Genomic DNA, 25,106 nt, shown 5'->3' with positions numbered 1-25,106 from the left:
AGGTCATGAATAAAGTGAAGACAATGAATATTGCGCTGATCGGGTATGGTTTTGTAGGTAAGACGTTCCATGCCCCGCTGATCCAGTCCGTCGAAGGCCTGAAGCTGGCGGTGGTCTCATCCCGGGATGAAGAGAAAGTGAAACGCGACCTGCCGGACGTCCTCGTTGTCGCCACGCCGGAAGAGGCCATTCAGCATCCGGATATCGACCTGGTGGTTATCGCCTCCCCTAACGCGACCCATGCGCCGCTGGCCACCCTGGCGCTCAATGCCGGCAAGCATGTGGTAGTGGATAAGCCGTTTACGCTGGATATGCAGGAAGCGCGAGATCTGATTGCGCTTGCGCAAGAAAAACAGCGCCTGCTCTCGGTCTTCCATAACCGCCGCTGGGATAGCGATTTTCTCGGCATTAAGCAGGTGATTGAGCAAGGCCGTATCGGCAAGGTGAAACATTTTGAGTCGCATATCGATCGTTTCCGTCCGGAGGTTCGCGTGCGCTGGAGAGAGCAAAACGTGCCCGGCAGCGGCCTGTGGTTCGACTTAGGCCCGCACATGATTGACCAGACGCTACAGCTTTTTGGTCTGCCGCAGTCGGTACAGGGCAACATCGCCACCCTGCGTGACGGCGCGGAGATTAACGACTGGGCGCACGTGGTGCTGAATTATCCGGAACACAAAGTGGTCCTCCATTGCAGCATGCTGGTGGCGGGTGGCGTTGCCCGCTTTACCGTCCACGGCGATAAGGCCAGCGTGGTGAAAGCGCGCATCGATCAGCAGGAAGCCCAGCTGCTGGCAGGCGTCGTTCCGGGTAGCGAAAGCTGGGGTGAAGACAGCGACGCTATGGTGCTGTTTAATGCCCAGGGTGAAGCCAGCGCTATCCCTGCGCCAAAAGGCGACCAGCGGCAGTACTATATAAACGTGCGCGATGCCCTGAACGGCAAGATTGACAACCCGGTCCATCCGGTGGAAGCCCTGGCGGTGATGGCGGTGCTGGAAGCGGCGGTAAAATCTTCGGAAACGGGTTCAACTCTGGAACTTGACTTAACGGCGCAGGAGCGCGCGCAACTGCAATAAGCCGCAAAAAAATGCCCTGCGGGTTAGCAGGGCATTATCGGTTACTGACGCTTTTTCGGCATCATGCGCAGCAGCGTGTTGTCCTTCCAGAAGTAGTGATGCATCAGCGCGGCAAAGGCGTGCAAACCAATCACGAAGTACCCCAGATTCGCCAGCGTTACGTGCCACTCCTTTAGGGTATCCACCAGGTCAAAATTCCCCTCCGCCGCATGCGGCATCGTCAGGCCAAACGCAAACCAGTCATTTCCCCGGTTATACATCATCACCATACCGATCAGCGGCAGCGCAATGAACAGCAGGTAGATTACCAGATGCCCGAGATGGGACAGCCCGGTGATCATCGCTTTTGGTTTCGGTTGAATAGGCGGAGCCGGGAATTTGAGGCGGATAAGCAGGCGCGCCACCATCAGCACCAGGATGCTGATCCCGCAGGAAACGTGGATCATATTAATAAGCGGACGATCGGTTCTTGGGAACCATCCTCTGAACTCCATGGCGCAATAGGCCATAATGACTAACAGAAAAACCAGCCAGTGAATGCTGATTTGCAGACCCGTATATTTTGTGCGCATGTTGTTTCCCGATAAAGAATCATTATCGCGCCAACATAACCACCTTTCCTGAAAATGTGAACCCCCTCGCATGGAGGGGGCTCCTGATTACGACTGCAAATAGACAACCTGCGTCTGCAAATACTCATTCAGACCGTGTTTGCCATCCGCCCCGCCGATACCGGATTTACGCCAGCCTGCATGGAAGCCCTGCATCGCTTCAAAGTTTTCACGGTTAATGTAGGTCTCGCCGAACTTAAGCCCCTTAATGGCTTTCATCGCGACGTTCAGGTCCTGCGTATAAACAGACGAGGTTAAACCGTAATCGCTGTCGTTAGCCATGTTCAGCGCCTCTTCCAGGGTGTCGAAAGCCACCACCGGCAGCACCGGGCCAAAGGTCTCTTCGTGCATGATCGCCATATCCTGACGCACGTCCAGCAACAGCGTTGGGGGGTAAAAATACCCTTTGCCTTCTGCCGCTTTACCGCCAAGGACCACCTTAGCCCCCTCCTGCACCGCGCGGGCCACCTTCTGCTCCACGCGCTCCAGCGCGGCGGCGTTGATCAGCGGCCCCATGGCAATATCCGTTCGCTCAGCCGGATTGCCAAACTGGACGGCTTTCATTGCCTCGCCCAGACGATTCACAAAACGGTCGTAGATCCCCTTCTGGACATAGACACGTTCCGCGCAGTTACACACCTGCCCGGTATTGATGACGCGTGAATCCACAATGGCCTTCACGGCCAGCTCGAGGTCAGCATCCTCCATCACGATGGCCGGGGCTTTACCGCCCAGCTCCAGCCCCACTTTGGTGATGTTTTTCGCCGCCGCAGCCATGATCTTCTCGCCTGCCCCGACGCTGCCGGTCATGCTGACCATCGCCACTTTCGGGTTCCCGGCCAGCTCCTGTCCGACGGTTTCACCCCGGCCCAGCACCAGGTTAAAGACGCCTTTCGGCAGGCCAATCTCATCGACGATTTTGGCAAACGCAATGGCGTTGTTTGGGGTAAATTCGCTCGGTTTGATAACGATGGTGTTGCCGGTGATCAGCGCGGGAGCGAGCTTACGGGCAATCAGGAAGAAGGGGAAGTTCCACGGCAGAATGCCGGTGGTGACGCCCAGGGCACGCTTAAACACCAGAATATTCTCGCCCGGACGGTCACTCTGAATGATTTCCCCTTCATAGCGGCGCGCCCACTCGGCCATATAGTCGATATAGTCAGCGGTAAAGTTCACTTCCACTTCCGCCAGCTGCTGGATCTTGCCGCCTTCGGCCACAATCAGCGCGCTGATTTCACTGACGCGCTCGCGGATCCCGGCGGAAATTTTGCGTAGCCAGCTGGCGCGTTCAATAGCAGGCAGCGCCTCCCAGCCAGCCTGCGCGCGATCTGCCGCGTCAATGGCCTTGCGGGCGTCCTCGGCGCTGCCGTCGGGGATACGGGAAATGACCTCTTCCGTGGCCGGATTGATCACGTCAATCCATGCATCACCCTGCCAGGCAACAAACTGTCCATCAATATACATAGGATGTTGTACGGGTACTGTCATAACCTGCTCCTGTAATCACACTGTTTTTAACAAGTAAACTTAATGTTAAAAACTATAATTACCGGGGCAATTGCCTACTCTATGAGTCTGTTTTTATGAGATATCTCATAAAAGAAACGGGTCAGCCCGTTTCCAAAATCACAAATCGGCAACACAGGATGCCCGTTTGCGTAAAAGATGGCGCAAACGGGCAGAGCATCACAGCAGGGAACGGCTCACCAGCGCGTCGGTGAGAATGACGTCGTTTCGCAAGATCTGCCACGCGGCGTCCACATCGGCAGGGATATCGACATGGGCAATGAAATCACGTCCCGCCGGACCATAGCCGTTGATGTCGTCCCTGAGTCGCGGAAATTCACCCAGCACCAGCGACAAGTAGCGCTCTACCGGCCATAACCCCTCGACCGGGCCGCTAAACACCAGACCGTCGTCGCTGTTTTGCAGCACGGGCGTCAGGCCGGGATGACTCACCCATGCGGGCGATGCGGCCTCGTCGCGGCAAACGCGGGCAAACGTAGCCATTGTGCGACGCTGCATTGTCGGGTCCTGCACCACCAGCACCCGGGCGGCGTTCAGTCCGGATTGTTTCATCAACGCCCGGCTGAAGCGGGCGTTTTCGCCACAGTTGGTCGACTGATCCTCAACGTGAAGATGCTCGGCCGGAATGTTCCAGAATTCACGGGCGATGTCGGCCAGAATAGCCGCCTCAGCACGCCCGGTGGTGGGTATCCTGTTATAGCGGGGGTGTTTCGCAATCGCGGCGTAGAGGAAGGTCGTCGAGTGACCGATCCCGCCGCTGATGATCAGAGGAACACCCTGTTCAGCCGCGATTTTACAGGCAGCATCAATCGCGGGGATCACCGCATTACCCGCCAGAATCACCAGATCAACGGGCTGGTTGTCCTGATAGTCGTCCTGAGCAAGCCACGCCCCAACGGTATTCACGGCGTCGAGGGTTGTGCCAGGCAGACAGGGGAAAAGTGCCATTGTCATCGTTACCTCCTTACAGCATACAGAGCCTTCGATTATCCCCCTTTCTTCGCGTCATGCTATGGCATGAATGCTGAAAAAAAGGGGCCGGGATGTGCTCAAAAAGCACTCACATTTGATTAACATGAGAAAATCGTATTCACTTGAATTATGATTTGCGTCAGCCTTAGAATCATTAGCCCGCTCACAATTCAACTTTTTGAAAGGTAAACCCCGTTATGCGCCTGCCCCAACGCGACCCTTATGCTCCTCGCGAGTGGCAGCCACACGAGAAACCCGCCCTGCTGGGTTCCCCTTCCACCCCGGAACATCCAACGTCGAAACGAATCGCCTATGGCGTGGTCGGCCTGCTGGTGTGTCTGACCGGGGCGCTGGGTAACGCGGTCGTCACCGCCAATCTGCAAAATCTGCAAGGCACCTTTGGCGCCTGGTCGACTGAAATCGCCTGGTTGCCTGCCGTCTATGTCATGACCAACGTCTCCATCAACCTGCTGCTGGTAAAGTTTCGCCAGCAGTACGGTTTGCGCGCCTTTACGGAAGGCTTCCTGGTGCTGTATGTGCTGGTCACCTTTTTCCACCTGTTTGTGAACGATCTCAGCTCGGCGCTGATGGTACGTGCGGCACATGGGATGGTCGCCGCCGCGCTCAGCTCGCTCGGCATTTATTACCAGATCCAGGCCTGGCCCGCGAAGCACCGACTGAAGGCGCTGACCATCGGCATAACCGGGTCGTCGCTGGCGATCCCGCTGGCGCGGCTGTTCTCCACCGAGCTGTTACAGCTTGATGAGTGGCGCGGGCTGTACTTCTTCGAGCTGGGTCTGGCCCTGATCTCCCTGGCCTGCGTGATGGCGCTCAAGCTGCCGCCGGGCGATCGACGCAAGGTCTTCGAGAAGAAAGATTTCATCACCTTCTTTTTGCTTGCGCCCGGCATGGCGCTGCTGTGCGCGGTTCTGTCGTTAGGGCGTCTGGACTGGTGGTTTGAAGCGCCGTGGATCGGCTGGGCGCTGGCTCTCTCGCTGGTGCTGATTGTCTCCGCGATCGTGTTTGAACATAACCGCAACAACCCGCTGCTTAATACCCGTTGGCTCTCCAGCGGCAGCATCGTACGCCTGGGGCTGATCATGCTGCTGATCCGCATCGTACTGGCGGAGCAGAACACGGGCGTCATCGGCTGGCTGCAATATGTAGGCTTACAGAATGAACAGATGACCCATCTGGCGTGGGCTATTTTCGCCGGGATCGTCTGCGGTATCGTCACCAGCTGTCTGACGATTAAGCCCACTAAACTGGCCTGGCCGATTATCACCTCGCTGGCGCTGATGATCGTTGCCTCGCTGCTGGACAGCCAGTCCAACAACCTGACCCGGCCGGATCAGCTTATATTCAGCCAGTTCCTGCTGGGCTTCGGCAGCGCGTTCTTCCTTGCGCCTGCGATGCTGGCCGCCATTGGCGGGGTGATCGCCGATCCGCGCAATCTGGTGAGCTTTTCCGTGATGTTTGGCATGAGTCAGAACCTTGGGGGCCTGCTGGGTTCCGCGATCCTCGGCACCTTCCAGACCTGGCGCGAGAAGTACCATTCCAGCCTGCTGGCTGACCAGCTCACCACCCTTAACCCGCTGGTGAACGAACGGATTCAGCTTTACACCCAGATGTACAAAAGCCTGATTGGCGACAGTTCCCTGCTGGGAACTCAGGCCATTACCCAGCTCCAGACGGTGACGGCGCTTGAGGCAAACATCCTGGCTTACAACGATACTTATCTCCTGACGGCGAGCATTGCCACTGCCACGCTGGTCTGGATTTTATGGCGCTTGCTACGCCTGCGCATCACCGCCCGTATGGCCCTTAAGAACGCCACTGGCAACAAGTAATGACTATTTTTCAGGAGAAGTTATGAGTCAGCAGGATGCCGCCAAAGAGCAGGCCAACACCCGCAAAAATGTGCGCGTCGTTTCCATTTTCACCGCCGCGGCTATCGGCATTGTCGGGGTACTGGTGATCCTTTATGCCTGGCAGCTGCCCCCGTTTACGCGTCATGCCCAGTTTACCGATAACGCCTACGTGCGCGGCCAGACCACGTTCATCAGTCCGCAGGTAAACGGCTACATTACCGAGGTCCATGTTCAGGATTTCGCGCAGGTTAAAAAAGGCGAGCTGCTGTTGCAGATAGATGACCGCATCTATCGCCAGCGCGTCCATCAGGCCGAGGCGCAGCTGGCAATGAAAATTGCAGCCCTGAATAACAACCTGCAACAGCGCAAAAGCGCGGAAGCGGTGATTGCCAAAAACGAGGCGGCGCTGAAAAACGCCCGTGCCCAAAGTCTGAAAACCCAGGCGGATTTGAAACGCGTGAAAGAGCTGACCGCGGACGGCTCCCTCTCCATTCGCGAGCGCGATTCGGCACTGGCCAGCGCCGCCCAGGGGAGCGCCGATATCGACCAGGCGAAAGCAACGCTTGAGATGTCGCGTCAGGATCTACAAACGGTCATCGTCAATCGCGGTTCGCTGGAAGCGGACGTTGAGAATGCGAAAGCCGCGCTGGAGCTGGCGCAGATCGATCTGCAAAACACCCGCATTGTCGCGCCGCGTGACGGTCAGCTCGGGCAGATTGCAGTGCGTCTGGGGGCGTACGTCACCGCCGGGACGCACCTTACCACGCTGGTCCCGCCGCAGCACTGGGTGATCGCCAATATCAAAGAGACGCAGCTGGCGAATTTACGCGTCGGACAGCCGGTGAAATTTACCGTCGATGCCTTAAACGATAAAGCCTATCAGGGCCGCGTGGAGAGCATATCCCCGGCCACAGGGGTCGAGTTCAGCGCTATCACCCCGGACAACGCCACGGGCAACTTTGTTAAAATCGCCCAGCGCATCCCGGTACGCATTGAGGTACTCGGTGAGCCGGAGGCGTACCGGCTGCTGCGTCCTGGCATGTCGGTGCAGGTGACCATCGACACGCGGGAGGCGAAACAATGACGCTTCGCCCGATAGCCGGCCTGCTGATAATGACTATCCTGGCGGGATGCCAGTCGGTAGACGTTGAGCCCGCCAAATCGTCCCTGCACATACCGGCCCAGTGGCGCGCGACGTCGGGGCCAGCCAGCCCGACAGAGCAGCTCTGGTGGCGAAATTTTCACGACAGCAATCTGAATCGCTATGTGGATCAGGCGCTGAAGAATAACAGCGACGTGCTGATTGCCCGCGAGCGGATTAACGAGTACCAGGCCCGGGTGTACGCCGCTGACGGCAGCCTGTTCCCGTCGCTTGACGCGGGCGTGACCGGGACGCGCGCGCGCTCGCAGTCCGCCGCCACGGGGCTTCCGGTATACAGTACGTTGTACAAAGGCAGCCTGACCGCCAGCTATGACGTGGATATCTGGGGCGTAAACCGCAGCACCTCCCGTGCCGCTGAAGCGTCGCTGGAGGCACAAAAGGCGGCGGCTGCGGCGGCTGATCTGACCGTCGCATCCTCGGTGGCCTCCGGGTACGTCACCCTGCTGTCGCTGGACGAACAGCTGCGCGTAACCCAGTCCACACTGAAGTCGCGTGAAGAGGCGTTCAACCTCGCCAAGCGACAGTTTGAGACGGGATACAGCTCTCGCCTTGAGCTGATGCAATCGGATTCTGAGCTGCGCGCCACCCGCGCCCAGGTTCCACTGCTTCAGCACCAGATTGCGCAGCAGGAAAATGCGCTTAGCCTGCTGCTGGGCAGCAACCCGGGTGACGTTGCGCGCGGTGAAAGCTTTGATGCCCTGACGCCGCTGAAACTGCCCTCCCAGCTGCCGTCGACGCTACTGAACCGGCGCCCGGATATCGTCCAGGCTGAACGTCAGCTGATTGCGACGGACGCGACGCTGGCGGCATCGCGCGCCAGCCTGCTGCCGTCGATCAACCTCACGGCCACGGGATCGGTGCAGGATCGCACGCTGTCGGGATTGCTGGATAACCCGCTACAGCTCTGGAGCGTGGGCGGCAGTATTCTTGCGCCGCTGCTGAACCGTCAGGCGCTGAATGCGCAGGTAGATATCTCTCTGTCCCAGCGGAATCAGGCGCTGTATAGCTACGAAAAAACCGTGCGTAACGCGTTTGCTGAGGTGAATGACAGCCTTGATGCCATCACCCGCTATCAGGAACAGCTTACCGAGCTGCTGGCACAGCAGACGGTCGCGCAGGAGACGCTGAGGATTGCGCAAAACCGCTACCGCAACGGATACTCTTCTTATCTGGATGAGCTCGATGCGCAGCGCACGCTGTTCTCGGTGCAGACCAGCGTGGTACAGGTGAAAAACAACCTGCTGCTGGCGCAAATTGATTTGTATAAAGCGCTGGGCGGCGGCTGGAGCAGTGCCTGAAGACATGCCCGGAGGCGCTGCGCTTACCGGGCCTACATTTCGCACCCGACGATACCCTCCAGGGAGTCAATCTATGCAACAACAGTGGTGTTCAGTAGATACTTACATGATTTCTTCGCTTATTCCTGAGGATGAGGTTCTCCAGAGCGTGCTTGAAAACAACAAACGCGCCGGTTTGCCCGAGCACGATGTTGCCGCTAATCAGGGGCAACTGCTGGCGCTGTTTGTCCGCATGACACAGGCGCGTCGAATACTGGAAATCGGTACGCTGGGTGCGTATAGCTCAATCTGGATGGCGCGCGCCCTGCCGCCGGATGGAAAGCTGATTACGCTTGAAGCGGACCCGAAACATGCCGCTGTTGCACGCCAGAACATTCACCTTGCGGGACTCAGCGATCGTATCGAATTGATTGAAGGCCCGGCGCTAAAGTCGCTCGAGAATTTCGGTGACGTCCCTCCCTTCGACCTGATCTTTATTGATGCCGATAAGCCTAACAACCCCGGTTACCTGGAGTGGTCGCTGCACTACTCCCGCCCCGGCACGGTCATTATCGGTGACAACGTGGTACGTGACGGCGAGGTGATTAACGGGCAAAGCGACGATGCACGCGTGCAGGGAGTACGGAAGTTTATCGAGATGACTGGAGATAACCCGCGCTTAACCGCCACTGCGCTGCAAACGGTGGGCATTAAGGGATGGGATGGGTTTACGCTGGCGATGGTGAACGGGTGAACAAAAGCCGGGTGGCGGCTACGCCTTACCCGGCCTACATGTTTTACCGTAGGCCCGGTAAGCGCAGCGCCACCGGGCAACGGTTTTAGCCGGAAATCTGCTCCATCGCCTGCAAGATACGCTTATCCGAAATGGGATACGGCGTTCCCAGCTGCTGAGCGAAGAAGCTGACGCGCAGCTCCTCGATCATCCAGCGGATCTCCCGCACGTCGTCGTCATCGCGACGCGCCGGCGGCAGTTTGTTGAGCCACTGCTGCCACGCCTGCTGCACGTTTTCGACTTTCAGCATCTGCGCACGATCGCGATGCGGATCGACCGCCATTTTCTCCAGACGCTTCTCTATCGCCTGCAAATAACGCAGCGTATCGCCCAGACGCTTAAAGCCATTGCCGGTGACAAAGCCGCGATACACCAGCCCCGCCATCTGCGCCTTGACGTCCGACAGCCCCAGGGCCATGGTCATATCCACCCGCCCCTTCAGGCGCTTATTGATATTGAACACGGCGGTAAGGATCTGCTCGACCTGTTTGGCAATCTCGACCACGGTGTCGTTCAGCTCCGCGCGCACCTTTTCATGAAGCTGAGCAAAGCCCTCTTCCGTCCAGACCGGACCGCCCGCCTCGTGGATCAGCTTATCCACACCGCAGGAGATGCAGTCGTCGATCAGGTCCAGCACCTTACCGTACGGGTTAAAGTAGAGTCCCAGCTTGGCTTTGTTCGGCAGCTTCTCGTGCAGATACTTAATCGGCGACGGGATGTTAAGCAGAAGCAGTCGACGCAGCCCGCGCCACATCATCTGCTGTTGCTCCTGCGGATTGTCAAAGAGCTTAATCGCCACGCTGTCGCGCTCATCCACCAGCGCGGGCCAGGCTTTCACCTTGTAGTTCCCGCGCTTCTGCTCGTAGCTTTCCGGAAGCTGACCAAAGCTCCAGATGTGCAGCCCGCTCTGCTCAATGCCGTCATCGGCCACCGCAGAGAGCGTCTCCTGGACTTTACCTTTCAGCGCCTCTTTCAGCTCCGTCAGAGAACGGCCTTCGAGCAGCTTTTTGTTTTTATCGTCCACCACGCGGAATGTGATTTTCAGGTGATCGGGCACCTGATCCCAGTTCCAGTCGTCGCGGTCGATGGTGGTCCCGGTCATGCGGCGGAACTCACGCTCCAGGGCGTCCAGCAGCGGCAGCTCCAGCGGCGTGACGCGGCCTAAAAACGCTTCGGCGTAGTTCGGCGCCGGCACAAAGTTACGCCGCACCGGTTTAGGCAGGGATTTGATTAACGCAATGACCAGCTCGCGGCGCAGACCGGGGATCTGCCACTCAAACCCGCTCTCTTCCACCTGGTTTAACAGCGGCAGCGGAATGTGCACCGTCACACCATCGGCATCCGCGCCCGGCTCAAACTGATAGGTCAGACGCAGCTTGAGGTTGCCCTGATGCCAGAAGTTCGGGTAATCGAGCTTGCTGACCGACTCCGCGCCCTCTTTGATCAGCATGCTCTTTTCGAAGTTGAGCAGGTCCGGGGCCTCTTTGCTGGCTTTCTTCCACCAGCTGTCGAAATGGCGCGCCGAGATCACATCGTGACTGATGCGCTGATCGTAAAACTCAAACAGCGTCTCGTCGTCCACCAGAATGTCGCGACGGCGGGACTTGTGCTCAAGCTCTTCCACCTCGGCGCGCAGCTTCAGGTTTTCGCGGAAGAAGGCATGACGCGTCTGCCAGTCGCCTTCCACCAGCGCGTGGCGGATAAACAGCTCGCGACTCAACGCCGGATCGATCTGGCTGTAGTTAACCTTACGCGCGGCCACCACCGGCAGGCCGTAGACGGTGACTTTTTCCGTCGCCATCACCGCGCCCTGCCCGCGCTCCCAGTGCGGCTCGCTGTATGAGCGTTTCAGCAGGTGCTGCGCCACTGGTTCAACCCACTCCGGATCGATACGCGCGGCGATACGCCCCCACAGACGGCTGGTTTCCACCAGCTCGGCGACCATGGTCCACTTCGGCGGCTTCTTAAACAAACCGGAGCCCGGGAAGATGGAGAAACGCGCGTTGCGTGCGCCGGTATATTCCTGCTTATCCGCATCCTTCATCCCGATATGAGACAGCAGGCCAGTCAACAGGGCGATATGAATTTCGCGGTACTCCGCCGGTTCACTGTTCACCGGGATACCCAGCTCTTTCACCACCTGGCGCAGCTGGGTGTAGATATCCTGCCACTCGCGTACGCGCAGATAATTGAGGAAATCCACCCGGCACTGACGGCGGAACTGGTTCGAGGAGAGCGCTTTTTGCTGCTCGCCAAGGTAGTTCCACAGGTTCACAAAGCCGAGGAAATCGGACTCTTTATCGTGGAAGCGACGGTGTTTTTCATCCGACGCCTGCTGCTTATCCATCGGACGCTCGCGCGGATCCTGAATGGAGAGCGCCGAGGTGATGATCATCGCCTCGCGCACGCAGCCGTGTTTTTGCGCCTCCAGCACCATGCGCGCCAGACGCGGGTCGACCGGCAACTGGCTAAGCTGGCGGCCCAATGGCGTTAGCTTGTAGGCCGTCGCCTGTTCGTCGGTGGTGATGGCCCCCAGCTCTTCCAGCAGCCGCACCCCGTCCTGAATATTGCGCTTATCCGGCGCTTCCACAAACGGGAAGGCGGCGATATCGCCCAGCCCCAGCGCGGTCATTTGCAGAATAACGGATGCCAGGTTGGTCCGCAGGATCTCCGGATCGGTAAACTCAGGGCGCGACAGGAAATCGTCTTCCGAATAGAGACGAATACAGATCCCTTCCGACACGCGGCCGCAGCGGCCCTTACGCTGATTAGCCGACGCCTGCGAAACCGGCTCAATCGGCAGGCGCTGAACTTTGGTGCGGTAGCTGTAGCGGCTGATGCGCGCCGTACCCGGGTCGATCACGTATTTAATGCCCGGTACGGTCAGCGAAGTTTCGGCCACGTTGGTCGCCAGCACGATGCGGCGCCCGCTGTGCGGCTGGAACACGCGGTTCTGCTCGCTGTTCGACAGGCGCGCGTACAGCGGCAGGATCTCAGTATGGCGCAGATCGCGCTTGCTGAGCGCATCGGCGGTATCGCGGATCTCGCGCTCGCCGCTCATGAAGATCAGAATGTCGCCAGAACTCTCGTTGCCCAGCTCGTCGACGGCATCAAAGATGGCCTGAAGCTGGTCGCGCTCGGTATCGTCCGCCTCTTCCACAATCGGGCGATAGCGCACTTCCACCGGATATGTGCGTCCTGACACCTCGATAATCGGCGCATTGTTGAAATGTTTTGAGAAGCGCTCCGGGTCGATGGTCGCGGAGGTGATGATGATTTTCAGATCGGGACGCCGGGGCAGCAGCTCTTTCAGGTAGCCGAGCAGGAAGTCGATGTTCAGGCTGCGCTCGTGCGCTTCATCGATGATGATGGTGTCGTACTGCATCAGCAGACGATCCTGCTGGATTTCCGCCAGCAGGATACCGTCGGTCATCAGCTTAACCATGGTGTTATCGCTGACGTGGTCGCTGAATCGCACCTTGTAGCCGATGCAGCCGCCCGGCTCCGTTTGCAGCTCTTCCGCAATACGGTTCGCCACGGTGCGCGCCGCCAGACGACGCGGCTGGGTGTGACCGATCAGCCCTTTCACCCCGCGGCCCAGCTCCATGCAGATTTTCGGCAGCTGAGTGGTTTTACCTGAACCGGTTTCCCCCGCGACGATCACCACCTGGTGGTCGCGTACGGCCTCAAGAATGTCCTGTTTCTTCTGGCTGACGGGCAGATTTTCCGGATAGGTAATCTCCGGACGTGCGGCTTCACGCAGCACAACTTTCCCTGCCGCCTGTTCAATCTCGTTGGCCATCTCCTGGTAAATGGCCTGTTGTGCATCAGGATTTTTAACCTTCTTAACGCCGTGCAGACGGCGCGCAAACCGCTGTTTATCGCGCAGCATCAGCGAATCAAGCTTTTGCATCAGCATCGGGAAGGTCAATTTTTGGTGTTCTGTCATAGCGTTAACGGGCAGTGCACTGCCGGATAAAATCTCTTTTTAATGATTGGTATAGAGTACCACATCAGCGCTTTTCGCGCCTTATTCAAAAAATTCGAACATAGGCTTCGATATATTGCGCTATCCCTGTGGCAGGATTGTGAATAAAGTGTCAACAAGCAACGGGGCAACCCCCTCAATCAAATACAAAACAGGAATTTCCCATGAGCAAAGTATTAGTGTTGAAATCCAGTATTCTGGCAGGGTATTCACAGTCTGGTCAGCTGTCTGACTATTTCGTTGAACAGTGGCGTGAACAGCACAGCGCGGATGAAATCACCGTGCGTGACCTGGCGGCAAACCCAATTCCTGTGCTGGACGGCGAGCTGGTTGGCGCGCTGCGTCCGAGCGATGCGCCTCTTACGCCGCGTCAGCAGGAAGCCCTGGCGCTCTCCGACGAGCTGATTGCTGAGTTGCAGGCGCACGACGTTATCGTGATCAACGCCCCAATGTACAACTTCAACATTCCTACCCAGCTGAAGAACTACTTCGACCTGGTGGCACGCGCTGGCGTAACCTTCCGTTACACCGAGAACGGCCCGGAAGGTCTGGTGAAAGGTAAACGCGCTATCGTCCTGACCAGCCGCGGCGGTATTCACAAAGATACCCCTACCGACCTGGTCGCACCGTACCTGACGCTGTTCCTGGGCTTCATCGGCATTACCGACGTGAACTTCGTGTTCGCTGAAGGTATCGCTTACGGCCCGGAAGTGGCCACCAAAGCGCAGACCGACGCGAAAGCCGCTATCGACAGCCTGGTCGCTGCCTAAGTTTTCCCCCTCTCACCGCCCGGTGGGAGGGTTTTTCTTTTCCCCCGTATTTCGTTATCATCCGCACCCACTCTCCAGCCCGGCGGCCTGATGTCTGTCATTATAGATACGTTTATTGCACCACCCTGTCACGACAACATTGAGATCCTCTGGCAGGACGAGCATCTGCTGCTGATCAATAAACCTTCCGGTCTGCTCAGCCTGTCGGGGAAAAATCCGCAAAACCTCGATTCCGTCCACCACCGTCTTGTTCAAACCTTTCCCGGCTGCACGCTGGTGCATCGTCTTGATTTTGGCACTTCGGGTCTGATGGTCATTGCGCGTAACAAAGCGATCAACGCCGCGCTTTGCCACCAGTTCAGTCAGCGCGCCGTGAACAAGGTTTACACCGCCCTGCTGTGCGGACATGTGGAACAGGACGAAGGGACCGTGGATGCGCCGATTGCCAAAGATCCGGCGCTGTTTCCGCTGATGACGATCTGTGCCCGCACCGGTAAGCCCGCTCGCTCCCGCTATCGGGTGGTGGAACGTATTTACCAGGATACGACAATGCCGCTGACGCGGGTTGAGCTTACCCCGGAGACCGGGCGCACCCACCAGCTGCGCATTCACTGCCAGCAGTTAGGCCACCCTATTCTGGGGTGCGATCTGTATGGTGGTCTGGAATGGCCGGGGGCGGAAGAAACGCCCCGGCTGATGCTGCATGCAAGCGCTCTGAATTTTATTCATCCGCTGAGCGGCGAGACGATAAACGCCCGTCACGCCGCGCCGTTCTGAGCGGGGATTACCACATTAAATCGTCAGGGATTTTGAAGTCTGCGTACGGATCGTCTTCGTCCTGCTCTTCCTGACTCAGGGCGCTGTTTAGCACAATGCTGTCCGCATCGCGCTGGGCAATTTTATCCGCCACTACCGCCGGGATAATCGCGTAATCACAGTCGCCATTCGCGTTAATCACCAGTCGGGCAATCGCCAGACGGCCGTTGATCAGCTGGGTTTGCGTCTGCTTATCGACCTCGATTTTTTTGATAAGGTTGCCGTCGGTAAAGTTAAAGGTAATGTTGCCCTTCGCCACGGTGATGCGGTTCATCTCAATCAGCTGCTTCACCTGCGCCCTGAACTCTTTTGCCAGCACCGCCTGTTTTTGCTGTTCGCTCAGCTGCTTATCACGCTCCAGCTGGGCTTTCTTGTTCTCTTCAACAGCCTCTCTCGCCTCGCGAGCCTGGACGCGGGATTTTTTCGCCGTGCGCTGGACCTTCGCCATCTTTTTACTGCTGACTAAGCCCGCTTTCAGCATCTGCTCTTGTAGGGTGAGTTTTGTCATGTTCGTTTAAACCGGTTGGAAATGTCGGGGGATTATACCTGAATCGCGCAGTTCATGAAGAACCCTCATGTTGCAGTGAAATTAAGTCACTTCCCCTGCGCCAGTGGCTCAGGCATAAATTATGCATTGATAACGTTCCGGCAACATGAACTTAGGATGCATAACCAAATGAGTCAGGCTTTCACATTTACCCTTAAGCGCAGTTGCTTTGATGAAAATTATAACCCGTCAGAAAACACGCGTACCACCACCAACTTCGCCAACCTGGCGCGTGGCGAGAAGCGTCAGGAGAACCTGCGCAATACGCTGGTGATGATCAACAACCGCTTTAACGCGCTGGCGAGCTGGGATAACCCGAAAGCTGACCGCTATGCCGTCGAGCTGGAGATTATTTCAGTCGATATGAATATCGGCGGCGATTTTACTTTCCCGGCCATCGAAATTCTGCAAACGACGATCGTGGATAAAAAAACCCACGAGCGCATCGAAGGCATCGTCGGAAATAACTTCTCATCGTATGTTCGTGACTATGATTTCAGCGTCCTGCTGCTGGAGCATAATAAAGACCGGGCCCGTTTCTCCCTCCCCGAGAATTTTGGCGAGCTGCACGGCAATATTTTTAAAAGCTTCGTTCATTCTGCGGAATATCAGGCGAACTTTAAAAAAGCGCCGGTGATCTGCCTGAGCGTCTCCAGCAAAGACACCTATCGTCGTACCGGTAACCACCACCCGGTGCTGGGCTATGAGTACCAGCCGGACGGCGAGTCGCTAACGGAACAGTACTTCGCGAAGATGGGCCTGAAGGTTCGCTATTTCATGCCGGAAAACAGCGTCGCGCCATTCGCCTTCTTCTTCACCGGCGATTTACTGCGTGATTACACCAATCTGGAACTGATCGGCACCATCAGCACCATGGAGACGTTCCAGAAGATCTATCGACCAGAAATTTACAATGCCAATTCCGCTGCGGGACAGTGCTATCAGCCCGACCTGAATCAGCAGGATCACTCATTAACCAAAATCGTCTATGACCGTGAAGAGCGCAGCCGGCTGGCCATTGAACAGGGTAAATATACCGAAGAGCGGTTTATCAAACCCTATAAAACCCTTCTTGAGCAGTGGTCTCAACACTTCACGCTTTAATTTAATACGGATAAAAGGTTCTTTTATGAAAACATTGCTCCCGACATCAACGGCTGGCAGCCTGCCGAAACCCACCTGGCTTGCGCAGCCGGAAACGCTCTGGTCGCCGTGGAAACTCCAGGACGAGGAATTACTGGCAGGGAAACAGGATGCGCTGCGTTTGTCTCTGGATGAACAGATTCGCGCCGGGATTGATATCGTCAGCGACGGGGAACAAACCCGCCAGCATTTTGTCACCACCTTTATTGAACATCTCAGCGGCGTGGATTTTGAGAACCGTCAGACGGTACGCATCCGTAACCGTTACGATGCGAGCGTGCCGACCGTGGTAGACGCGGTGGCGCGCCAGAAGCCGGTGTTTGTTGACGACGCTAAATACCTGCGCCAGCTGACTGACAAGCCGATCAAGTGGGCGCTGCCCGGCCCGATGACCATGATCGACACGCTATACGATGCCCACTATAAAAGCCGCGAAAAGCTGGCCTGGGAGTTCGCTAAAATTCTCAATCAGGAGGCCCGCGAGCTGGAAGCGGCCGGCGTCGACATTATTCAGTTCGACGAACCTGCCTTTAACGTCTTTTTCGACGAGGTGAATGACTGGGGTATCGCCGCGCTGGAGCGCGCCATTGAAGGGCTGAAATGCGAAACCGCGGTACATATCTGTTACGGGTACGGCATCAAAGCCAATACGGACTGGAAAAAGACGCTCGGCTCCGAGTGGCGCCAGTATGAAGAGGCATTTCCAAAGTTACAGACCTCGAAGATCGATATCATCTCGCTGGAGTGCCACAACTCGCGCGTGCCGATGGATCTGCTGGAGCTTATCCGCGGTAAAAAAGTGATGGTCGGGGCAATTGACGTGGCCACCCAGACCATCGAAACGCCGGAAGAAGTGGCCGATACGCTGCGCAAGGCGTTGCAGTTTGTTGATGCAGACAAGCTCTATCCGTCCACCAACTGCGGTATGGCCCCCCTTTCCCGCCAGGTCGCCAACGGTAAGCTGAAGGCGTTAAGCGCCGGGGCTGACATTATCCGTCGCGAGCTTGCCCGCTAACCTTCAGGTTTGCCAGTACAGTGGCGTACCGAATCGCTCAATATAGTAATCAATCACCGCCCTGACGTTCAGGGGCGGATGACGCGCGTTCGGGTAAATCGCCGCAATCGTCAGTGGCTCCGTATTAATTGAACACTCCATTTCCGGCAGCAGTGCCACCAGCTCACCGCTTTTGAGCCGTTCGCTCACCATCCAGTCCGGGAAAAGCACAACGCCCATGCCGCCCAGCGCCGCAATCAGGAGCGTTTCCGCGTTATTGGAAGTCATCAGCGGTACAATGGGATAGTGAACCCACGCCTCGCCCGGCCGCCGGATCAGCCAGCGGTTAGGCCCGGACGAGCCGCGGTAAACCAGACAGTGGTGACGGCTGAGATCGTCCGGCCCCTCGGGCGCGCCATGTTTTTGCAGATAGTCCGGCGAGGCCGCCAGATGATAGAACTGCTGCCCGAACACCCGGGCGTGAAACGAGGAGTCCGTCAGCGCGCCGATGCGGAAGATAACGTCCGCGGCATCACGGTGCGGATCGATAAAATCGTCGGTGAGGGTCAGTTCAATGGAGAGACGAGGGTAACGCGCCAGAAGCCCCGGCAGGCCCGGCGCGATGTGCCTTTGTCCGAAAAAGACCGGGCCATTGATACGCAGCGTGCCCGACGGCTCGCGGGCGCGTTCATCCAGCTCGCGTCGCGCGTCCTCCATATTCACGGCCATCGCACGGGCATAGCGCACAAAAAGATGCCCGCTCTCTGTGGGCATAATCGCCCGCGTGTTGCGGTAGAAAAGCTGTTGCCCGAGGGCGTCCTCAAGCTGGTGGATCACGCGTGAGACCTGCGACGCAGAAATCCCTTCCCGCCTCGCCACCACGGAAAAATTCTGCGTTTCATAAACGTCGATGAAGATCAGCAGCGCGCGAATGCTGATATGTCCGGCATCCATCATTAATGCATTTCCTGCAAAGGTGTTTCCTGCATTATGGCATTTTTCTCAATGATGTTCAGACGTAATCTTCTCCGCCTGGAAAAAGGAGAAAAAGCGTTATGCACATTATTTTAATTTTACTGGTGATTGCTGGTGGCATGGGGCTGTCCGTGGAAGCCGGGCTGCTGGGGCCGCTGGGCGCAGAGGTGGGCGACCTGTGGGCGGCGTTCAGCATATTCAGCGTGGGAACGGGGCTGACGTTTCTGCTGATGCTGTTTTTCAGCCCGCGCAACAGTCCCTCATTTTTTGCGCAGCCTTCATGGCACCTGTTGGGCGGCGTGCTCGGCCCGGTTTACGTCATCATTCTCACCATTGCCACGCCTGCGATCGGCATTGCCATGACGATGATCGGCATTCTGGCAGGCCAGGTTTTTAAAAGCCTGATTATTGACCACTATGGCCTGCTGGGTACGCCGCACCGCAGGATCGATACAAAACGCATTATTGCGCTGGGATTTATAATCGCCGCGCTCATTCTCGTGGCGCAGGGGTAACGTTATGACAGTGATTATGATTATTCTGGCGGTGATTGGCGGCGCAACGCTGAGCATTCAGGCTGCCATTAACGGGCAATTAGGCAGCAGCGTGGGGGTATTTAAAAGCGCGTTTCTGACGTTTTCCGTCGGCGCGCTGGTGACCGCCATGCTGATCTTCTTTTTTGAGCCGAAACAGGCGGTCAGCCTGATGGATGTGCCCAAATGGCAGCTTCTGGGGGCCCTGTGCGGCGTGCCCTATATCGTGATTATGGTGCTCGCAGTGCAGCGCATCGGGACCGCCGTTGCCACGGTAGCGGTTATCCTGGGCCAGCTGGCCATGAGCATGCTGATTGATAACTTTGGCTGGCTGAACAATGAAGCCATTCCGTTTTCAGTGAGCCGTTTCGGGGCCGTCGTCTGCCTGAGTATTGCGCTCTTCTTCATCTACTCAAGCAGTAAACCTCAGCCCGAAGAGGATTAACCGCCCTCTTTGCGGGTAAAGAACAGCGTCACCGTGGCGAAGGTGACGCCAAATTTCTTCATCTCGGTTTTATTAAACAGACGGGTGCTGTCCTGCAAATACATCCAGTCATCAAAGTGCAGCAGCCAGGTTTTACCGTCCGCCTTCACGTTCATGCTGTAGCGCCAGTTAAGGGCATTGCCCGCCGCCTGGCCTGTCGCGACACCTTCTATGTCACCCGCCGTGCCTTCATAGCGATTCTGCCCAACGCGGCGGATATGCCAGACGCGCTGCTGCTTCTCGCCGTCATCGTAGACAAAATGTTCATTCAGGGTCAGCGTATCGCCGATAACATCCCCGGCGATCTCGACGTGAAAACGACGGATCTGCTTACCGCTGCGATCCTGCACCATCCCCCACGCCTCGGTTTTCCCCTGGAAGTAAGTAAAAATATCAAGCCGTGGCTGCTGCTGACGATACTCTGTCACCTCGGTGCTACATCCGGCCACCAGCATCGTCAGGGCAAGCGCCATTAACAGGAAACGTTTCATTGTGGTCCTCCGATTAACTGCTGACGCAGTTCAGGATACTCGCTCAGCCATGCTTCACTCTGCGGCTCCTGCTGCAAAATGCCCTGCGCCTGCCACTGGTCGCGGGTCGCCTCAACCAGGTCGTCACCATCGATGTCCCGGGCATAGGTGATAATCAGCGCATTATCGCCGTCTAACCCTGTATAGCTGCCGTCGGGCGTCAGAAGCTGAGAGGTATAAACGGTAAACGGCCCCCAGACGCTCGCCGATCAGGTAGGCCACCGGCCCGCCCAGGGTCGCCAGTACCGTCAGCAACCAGCCCGGCAAGGTGGTCGTGCGGGTCAGTTGCGTCCAGACGGTGGCAAACATTAGCCACAGCGCCACCATCCATAGCGGCATCAGGGACGCGCCCGTGAACGCAATCAGCCCCGTCAGCGCCCAGAGCGCGTCCAGTAGAGATCAAACCCGATGGCCAGCAGAAATACCTGCCCGTAGCGCTTCACACGCGTTCCGCAGTCAGCTGCACCACGCTGATGGTGCGGGCATTAAACCCGGCTTCACAGTAGCCGAGGTAGTACAGCCACATCCGGCGGAAACGGTCATCAAACCCGAGCTTTTCAATCTCCTGCCAGGCGTGAACGAACCGCTGACGCCAGTGCGCCAGCGTGCGGGCGTAGTCCGGCCCCATATCGAAGAGGTTACGCACCACAAAATCGGTATGGCGGGTCATGAGTTCATTCATGGCGGTGATGCTGGGCAAAAAGCCGCCGGGGAAGATGTAGCGCTGAATAAAATCGACGCTTTTGCTGTAGTCGCGATAGCGTTGATCCTGAATGGTGATGGCCTGAATCGCCATCCGCCCGCCTGGACGCAGACGCGCCTGGCAGGTGCGGAAAAATGTTGGCAGGTAGCGTTGACCGACGGCCTCAATCATCTCAACCGACACCAGCTTGTCGTAGACCCCGGTCAGATCGCGGTAGTCGCAGAGCAGCACCTCAACGCGATCCTGCAACCCTGCCCGGGCGATGCGCGCGGTGGCCCAGTGGTACTGCTCCTGCGACAGCGTGGTGGTGGTCACCCGGCAGCCGTAATGACGGGCGGCATATTCCGCCATCGCCCCCCAGCCAGTGCCAATCTCCAGCAGATGATCGTTTGCCGTGAGCGCCAGCTGGTCGCACAGCCTCCCCATTTTCGCCTGCTGAGCCGCGGTCAGATCCTGCTCGTCCCCGCTAAACAGCGCGCTGGAGTACAGGAGATGTTCATCAAGGAAATGGGCGTAAAAGGCGTTGCCCAGATCGTAATGGGCGGCAATATTTTCCCGCGCCTGCGCGCGGGAGTTGCGCCGCATCCAGTGCCGCAGCCGCTCCACCGGTTTCCCGAGCAGGCGAAACCCTTTTTCCAGCTTTCCGAGGATTTGGCTATTGCGCGCAATCAACTCCAGCAGCGGCGTCAGGTGGGGCGTCTCCCAGTCGCCATCCATCCACGCTTGTGCCGCGGCGAGGCTGCCCCCGGTTAAAATGCGCCAGTAGACGCCTGGAGCAAGTACCTGCACCTCAGCGTGAAGCGCGGCGGAGGCGTCGCCGAACTGGAACGTCTGCGCGCCTTCACGCAGCGTCAGCGAGCCACCGCGCAGGCCATTCAGCAGGCGGAAGAGCAACCATCGCGCGACGCGGACGTTGCGCGGGATATCGGGTTCAAGCGCAAAGACGGGATTGGTCATGAGTGTTCACTCCTGCTGAGGGGATGGTTATGCAGCGGCACGCGCTTCAGCCACAGCCTGAGCGCCTGCCAGTAAATGGCGAAAACGGTTTTGAGGGTCATCAACGGGATCCGCACCAGCAGCGCACGCAGCGCCGTGCGCGTCAGCGGCGCCCGGCGCAGCGTCAGGGTGGCATCAAACACCTTCGTCTCCTGATGGTTTTCGATATGCATGCGCAGCGTGCTGTCCGGGCTGTTGAAGCGCCAGTGGTAGATCATATCCATCGGATTAAAAGGCGAGACGTGAAACGCTTTCTCCGTCGGCGGGGCGTCCCGCCCCGCTACCGCGTAGTAATGTCGTTCATTCCACGGCGTGTTACGGACTTCGGCGAGAACCCAGCGCAGGGTGTCTTCCCCGTCATAGCAGTAGTAAAAATTGACCGGGTTGAAATGAAAACCGAAATAGCGCAGCTGAGTCAGAAGCATGACCCGCCCCGCCGGACGTTCGCCGGTCAGATTTTCCAGACGCTCAAGGACACGCGCTTTGAGCGGCGTGCCCAGCGGGTAATCCGCATCATAAAATGCCGCGGGCGCAACACGGTTACGACGCACGCCGACAGAGGGCAGCGCGTCCAGCTCATCCAGATCGAGCCAGGCCATAAACACGCTGTAGGTAAAGTGGTGCGCTTTCGGCGCAAGCCGACGATGGCGCAATGTACCGTGGTAAAGGCAGCTGTTCATCTTAGTTGCCCTCCCCGGTCGCGATAGCGTTGACCACGTCCAGCGCACTGCGTACGCCATCTTCGTGGAAGCCGTTGTACCAGTACGCGCCGCAGAACCAGCTCCGCTGGCGACCGTTTATTTCGCCGCGCCGGGCCTGTGCTTGCCAGCTTTGCGGGTTAAAAAGCGGATGCTCATAGACAAAGCGGCGCAGCACAAACCGTTCCTCCACCGGCGTTTCCGGGTTGAGGGTGACGCAAAACAGCGGGCTACCCGGCGGCAGTCCCTGCAAGATATTCATGTTGTAGGTGACGCAGGCGCTGGCCTGATCCTGCTCGCTGAGGCGGTAGTTCCAGCTCGCCCACGCGCGTTCGCGCACCGGCAGCCAGCGCGGATCGCGGTGAAGCACCACCTCGTTACGCTGCCAGCCGATATCCCCCAGCACCTCGCGTTCAGCCTGCGTTGGGCTGGCGAGCATCGCCAGCGCCTGAGCGGAGTGGCAGGCGAAGATCACCTGATCAAAAGTGTCTGTTACGCCCTCACGCGCAATATCAACCCCACGATCGTGGCGAATAACCTGCTGCACCGGCGCGTTAAGGTGCAGCGTCAGGCGATCGCCGAGCGTATCCAGCATCGCGCGGATATACTCCCTGGAGCCGCCTGGCACCACGTACCACTGCGGACGATGGGTAATGTCCAGCAGACCGTGGTTTTCAAAAAAGCGTAAAAAGAGCGGCAGCGGAAAGCGTTTCATCTCCTGTAGCGACGACGACCAGATAGCCGCCCCCATGGGCAGGATGTAGTGGCGCGCAAAAAAGGGCGTAAAACGGTGCTGGCGCAGGAACGTTTCCAGCGTGGCGGAACCATCGACTTCGCCCCGGAGCGTCTGTTTCGCCAGCCGGTTAAAGCGCACGATCTCCTTCAGCAGCGTCCAGAAAGCCGGGTTGAGCAGATTACGTCGCTGGGCGAACAGCGACGTCAGCGTGTGCCCGTTGTACTCCAGCCCGCTCTGCGGGTTGTGCACCGAAAAGCTCATCTGCGTTTTTTGCCCGCAGATGCCCAGTTCGCTGAGCAACCCCATGAAGCGCGGATAGGTGCGGTCGTTGTAGACGATAAAACCGGTATCGATGGCAAAGCTGCCCTGCGGCGTGTCGACATCCACCGTTGCGGTATGGCCGCCCGGCGTGGCCTGCGCCTCAAACAGCGTAACCTGATGATGTCCGGCGAGCCGCCAGGCACAGGTTAACCCGGCGATGCCGCTGCCGATAATTGCGATTTTCATGGTCGCACCATCCTGCGCAGCAGTGCGCGCTGAAGTACATCGGGCAGGCCGGAAAGCAGGCGCAGCGCCAGGCTGAACCCGGCGGGAAACGCGATGTGATCCTTCCCTTTTGCCAGACCGCGACGAATGGCGTGGACGGCGTCCACCACGCTGACCCGGCCCGGCATCGGGAAATCGTTTTTGCGGGTCAGCGGCGTGTCGACAAAACCGGGTGAAACGACCGTGACGGCAATCCCTTTCGGTTCCCAGTCGAGGCGCAGCGTATCGGCGAACCAGGTTAACGCCGCCTTGGAGGCGCCATACGCTTCGGCTCGCGGGAAGTGAAGCCAGTGCGCCATTGAACTGACCAGCACCACGCGGTTGCCGGATACCAGCTGCGGCTGCAACGCCGCAAGGCAGTTTACCGGCCCGATGAAATTGGTGGTCATGACCCGCGCCACCAGTTCGGCATCCACCTCGCCGCGGTCGAGATACTCGCAGGTTCCGGCGCAGAGAATCACCGTGTCGGCAGTACAGTCCGCCAGCGCCTGGCGACAGGCGTCCCTGTCTGTCATATCGAACAGGCGCACCGTAATGTTGGGGCTGTGCTGATGCACGGCTGCCAGACGTTGCGCATCGCGCCCGCAGGCAATCACCCGGTAACCATCGTCGGCAAAAGATTTCGCCAGCCCCGCCCCGATGCCCGAGCTTGCGCCGGTGATCAGAACCGTTTTCATGATTTCACTCTTCGCTTCACGCCGCGCACGGCCCAGCCGAGTATCGGGAGATGTTCGTAAATCATCTCTCCGGCATCGTAGTAATCCCGCTGGCGAACAATGCGATCGTCGCGCATGTCTACCACGGAGCAGCCCGGCAGCTGGCGCATTGCCCCCCCGGCGATACGCGGGTGCGACCAGTGCATCATCCAGGTGACCACAAAGCGATCGCCCTGCTGCAACGGTGCATCGACGGTAAAGCGACAGTGCTGGACGTTAGCCAGCAGATGGGTGAAATAGCGCTGAATCGCGAACACCCCGCTGTGTTCGCCAAAGGGATCGATAAGCGTGGCATCGGCGCGATAAATCCCCGCCAGCGCCGAAGGTGGCTGGGTATCCAGCGTGGCGTAGTAATCAACGAACCGACTTATGACGGACGGCAACGTGCTCATGGGTCACATCCTGGGTGTAAACAACGTAGCGGAATCGCATAATTTAAACTTACACAATTAACTTTATTTGTCCAAGTTTGCGCAGATATATTTTTTATTCTTATTATTTTTCAGTTACATGGAATATCACCACGCACAACCATTTTGTGAAAAATATGAATTTCGCCGCCAGGCTGCCGTTTTTTTAGGGATAACCTTAAGGCAAAGGTGCCATTTATCTTCCAGACTTATCCTTTTAATTCATAAGGATGTC

The 25,106-nt window shown here is 57.8% G+C and carries 23 protein-coding genes and 2 pseudogenes; 11 read left to right on the top strand and 14 right to left on the bottom strand.

Going from position 1 to position 25,106, the window contains the following annotated elements; translation table 11 throughout:
* Window positions 1–5: 5 nt before the first annotated feature.
* Window positions 6–1,073: an oxidoreductase gene (locus tag O1721_RS14850; protein WP_032648247.1), complete on the top strand. Its 1,068-nt coding sequence runs from the start codon at window positions 6–8 to the stop codon at window positions 1,071–1,073.
* A gap of 41 nt (window positions 1,074–1,114) precedes the next feature.
* On the opposite strand, the gene cybB is transcribed toward O1721_RS14850, so the two are convergent.
* The 3 genes from cybB to O1721_RS14835 form a co-directional block, all read right to left on the bottom strand.
* Window positions 1,115–1,645, bottom strand: a complete 531-nt coding sequence (gene cybB / locus O1721_RS14845; RefSeq protein ID WP_015570570.1) for a cytochrome b561 — start codon at window positions 1,643–1,645, stop codon at window positions 1,115–1,117.
* An 87-nt stretch (window positions 1,646–1,732) separates the two neighbouring features.
* Window positions 1,733–3,172: an aldehyde dehydrogenase gene (gene aldA / locus O1721_RS14840; RefSeq protein ID WP_032648245.1), complete on the bottom strand. Its 1,440-nt coding sequence runs from the start codon at window positions 3,170–3,172 to the stop codon at window positions 1,733–1,735.
* A gap of 198 nt (window positions 3,173–3,370) precedes the next feature.
* Window positions 3,371–4,165: a YdcF family protein gene (locus O1721_RS14835; protein ID WP_017384495.1), complete on the bottom strand. Its 795-nt coding sequence runs from the start codon at window positions 4,163–4,165 to the stop codon at window positions 3,371–3,373.
* Window positions 4,166–4,380: 215 nt separating this feature from the next.
* On the opposite strand from O1721_RS14835, the gene O1721_RS14830 reads away from it, so the two are divergent.
* The 4 genes from O1721_RS14830 to O1721_RS14815 all read left to right on the top strand — a co-directional run bounded on the left by O1721_RS14830 (window position 4,381) and on the right by O1721_RS14815 (window position 9,247).
* On the top strand, window positions 4,381–6,033 hold the full coding sequence (locus tag O1721_RS14830) for an MFS transporter (RefSeq protein WP_023303698.1): 1,653 nt from the start codon (window positions 4,381–4,383) through the stop codon (window positions 6,031–6,033).
* A 22-nt stretch (window positions 6,034–6,055) separates the two neighbouring features.
* Window positions 6,056–7,138 carry an HlyD family secretion protein gene (locus tag O1721_RS14825; protein WP_017693458.1) on the top strand — a complete coding sequence of 361 codons (1,083 nt, stop codon included), beginning with the start codon at window positions 6,056–6,058 and terminating at the stop codon, window positions 7,136–7,138.
* Window positions 7,135–8,514: an efflux transporter outer membrane subunit gene (locus tag O1721_RS14820; protein WP_032648243.1), complete on the top strand. Its 1,380-nt coding sequence runs from the start codon at window positions 7,135–7,137 to the stop codon at window positions 8,512–8,514. The genes O1721_RS14825 and O1721_RS14820 overlap by 4 nt, the downstream gene beginning before the upstream one ends.
* Window positions 8,515–8,587: 73 nt before the next feature.
* Complete coding sequence (locus tag O1721_RS14815) at window positions 8,588–9,247, top strand: O-methyltransferase (RefSeq protein WP_017693460.1); 660 nt, start codon at window positions 8,588–8,590, stop codon at window positions 9,245–9,247.
* A gap of 85 nt (window positions 9,248–9,332) precedes the next feature.
* Here O1721_RS14815 and hrpA read toward each other — a convergent pair whose 3' ends face one another.
* On the bottom strand, window positions 9,333–13,235 hold the full coding sequence (gene hrpA, locus O1721_RS14810; protein WP_032648241.1) for an ATP-dependent RNA helicase HrpA: 3,903 nt from the start codon (window positions 13,233–13,235) through the stop codon (window positions 9,333–9,335).
* Between the two features lie 203 nt (window positions 13,236–13,438).
* Between hrpA and azoR the strand changes: the two genes are divergently transcribed.
* A complete protein-coding gene (gene azoR, locus O1721_RS14805) occupies window positions 13,439–14,044 on the top strand; it encodes an FMN-dependent NADH-azoreductase (protein ID WP_017693462.1) in 606 nt (201 codons plus the stop codon).
* A 90-nt stretch (window positions 14,045–14,134) separates the two neighbouring features.
* Entirely contained in the window at window positions 14,135–14,821 is a 687-nt protein-coding gene (locus tag O1721_RS14800; RefSeq protein ID WP_023296572.1) for an RluA family pseudouridine synthase, read from the top strand.
* Between the two features lie 7 nt (window positions 14,822–14,828).
* Here the strand turns inward: O1721_RS14800 and O1721_RS14795 are convergent, their stop codons facing one another.
* Entirely contained in the window at window positions 14,829–15,368 is a 540-nt protein-coding gene (locus O1721_RS14795; protein WP_017384500.1) for a DUF2058 domain-containing protein, read from the bottom strand.
* A 168-nt stretch (window positions 15,369–15,536) separates the two neighbouring features.
* Here O1721_RS14795 and O1721_RS14790 point away from each other — a divergent pair, with 168 nt between their 5' ends.
* Window positions 15,537–16,511, top strand: coding sequence for a DUF1852 domain-containing protein (locus O1721_RS14790; RefSeq protein WP_023296571.1), 975 nt, complete (start codon window positions 15,537–15,539; stop codon window positions 16,509–16,511).
* 25 nt (window positions 16,512–16,536) lie between these two features.
* Window positions 16,537–17,565: a methionine synthase gene (locus O1721_RS14785; protein ID WP_003857302.1), complete on the top strand. Its 1,029-nt coding sequence runs from the start codon at window positions 16,537–16,539 to the stop codon at window positions 17,563–17,565.
* 3 nt (window positions 17,566–17,568) lie between these two features.
* Here O1721_RS14785 and O1721_RS14780 read toward each other — a convergent pair whose 3' ends face one another.
* Complete coding sequence (locus O1721_RS14780) at window positions 17,569–18,501, bottom strand: LysR family transcriptional regulator (RefSeq protein ID WP_032648237.1); 933 nt, start codon at window positions 18,499–18,501, stop codon at window positions 17,569–17,571.
* A 98-nt stretch (window positions 18,502–18,599) separates the two neighbouring features.
* Here O1721_RS14780 and O1721_RS14775 point away from each other — a divergent pair, with 98 nt between their 5' ends.
* Entirely contained in the window at window positions 18,600–19,034 is a 435-nt protein-coding gene (locus O1721_RS14775) for a DMT family transporter (RefSeq protein WP_003857304.1), read from the top strand.
* 4 nt (window positions 19,035–19,038) lie between these two features.
* Complete coding sequence (locus tag O1721_RS14770; protein ID WP_023296569.1) at window positions 19,039–19,497, top strand: DMT family transporter; 459 nt, start codon at window positions 19,039–19,041, stop codon at window positions 19,495–19,497.
* Here O1721_RS14770 and O1721_RS14765 read toward each other — a convergent pair.
* The 8 genes and pseudogenes from O1721_RS14765 to O1721_RS14730 form a co-directional block, all read right to left on the bottom strand.
* Window positions 19,494–20,027 (bottom strand): DUF3833 domain-containing protein, encoded by a 534-nt coding sequence (locus O1721_RS14765; protein WP_032648235.1) that lies wholly within the window; start codon window positions 20,025–20,027, stop codon window positions 19,494–19,496. The genes O1721_RS14770 and O1721_RS14765 overlap by 4 nt on opposite strands.
* Before the next feature lie 23 nt (window positions 20,028–20,050).
* Window positions 20,051–20,263, bottom strand: a pseudogene (locus tag O1721_RS14760) (hypothetical protein); the annotation flags it as partial.
* Window positions 20,253–20,459 (bottom strand): annotated as a pseudogene (locus O1721_RS14755) (DUF2878 family protein); the annotation flags it as partial. The pseudogenes O1721_RS14755 and O1721_RS14760, both read right to left, overlap by 11 nt.
* A 46-nt stretch (window positions 20,460–20,505) precedes the next feature.
* Window positions 20,506–21,726 carry an SAM-dependent methyltransferase gene (locus tag O1721_RS14750; RefSeq protein ID WP_032648234.1) on the bottom strand — a complete coding sequence of 407 codons (1,221 nt, stop codon included), beginning with the start codon at window positions 21,724–21,726 and terminating at the stop codon, window positions 20,506–20,508.
* Window positions 21,723–22,445, bottom strand: a complete 723-nt coding sequence (locus tag O1721_RS14745; RefSeq protein ID WP_032648232.1) for a DUF1365 domain-containing protein — start codon at window positions 22,443–22,445, stop codon at window positions 21,723–21,725. Before O1721_RS14745 ends, O1721_RS14750 begins: the two co-directional genes overlap by 4 nt.
* 1 nt (window position 22,446) lies before the next feature.
* A complete protein-coding gene (locus O1721_RS14740; protein ID WP_023303690.1) occupies window positions 22,447–23,706 on the bottom strand; it encodes an NAD(P)/FAD-dependent oxidoreductase in 1,260 nt (419 codons plus the stop codon).
* Window positions 23,703–24,422 (bottom strand): SDR family NAD(P)-dependent oxidoreductase, encoded by a 720-nt coding sequence (locus tag O1721_RS14735; protein ID WP_032648229.1) that lies wholly within the window; start codon window positions 24,420–24,422, stop codon window positions 23,703–23,705. Before O1721_RS14735 ends, O1721_RS14740 begins: the two co-directional genes overlap by 4 nt.
* Window positions 24,419–24,853: a nuclear transport factor 2 family protein gene (locus O1721_RS14730; protein ID WP_017384507.1), complete on the bottom strand. Its 435-nt coding sequence runs from the start codon at window positions 24,851–24,853 to the stop codon at window positions 24,419–24,421. Before O1721_RS14730 ends, O1721_RS14735 begins: the two co-directional genes overlap by 4 nt.
* Window positions 24,854–25,106 lie beyond the last annotated feature (253 nt).

This window comes from Enterobacter cloacae complex sp. HYC033_NIDB, from assembly GCF_056673335.1.
Note: the sequence above shows the minus strand (reverse complement) of the source record. Positions and strands in the feature narration are given on the sequence as shown.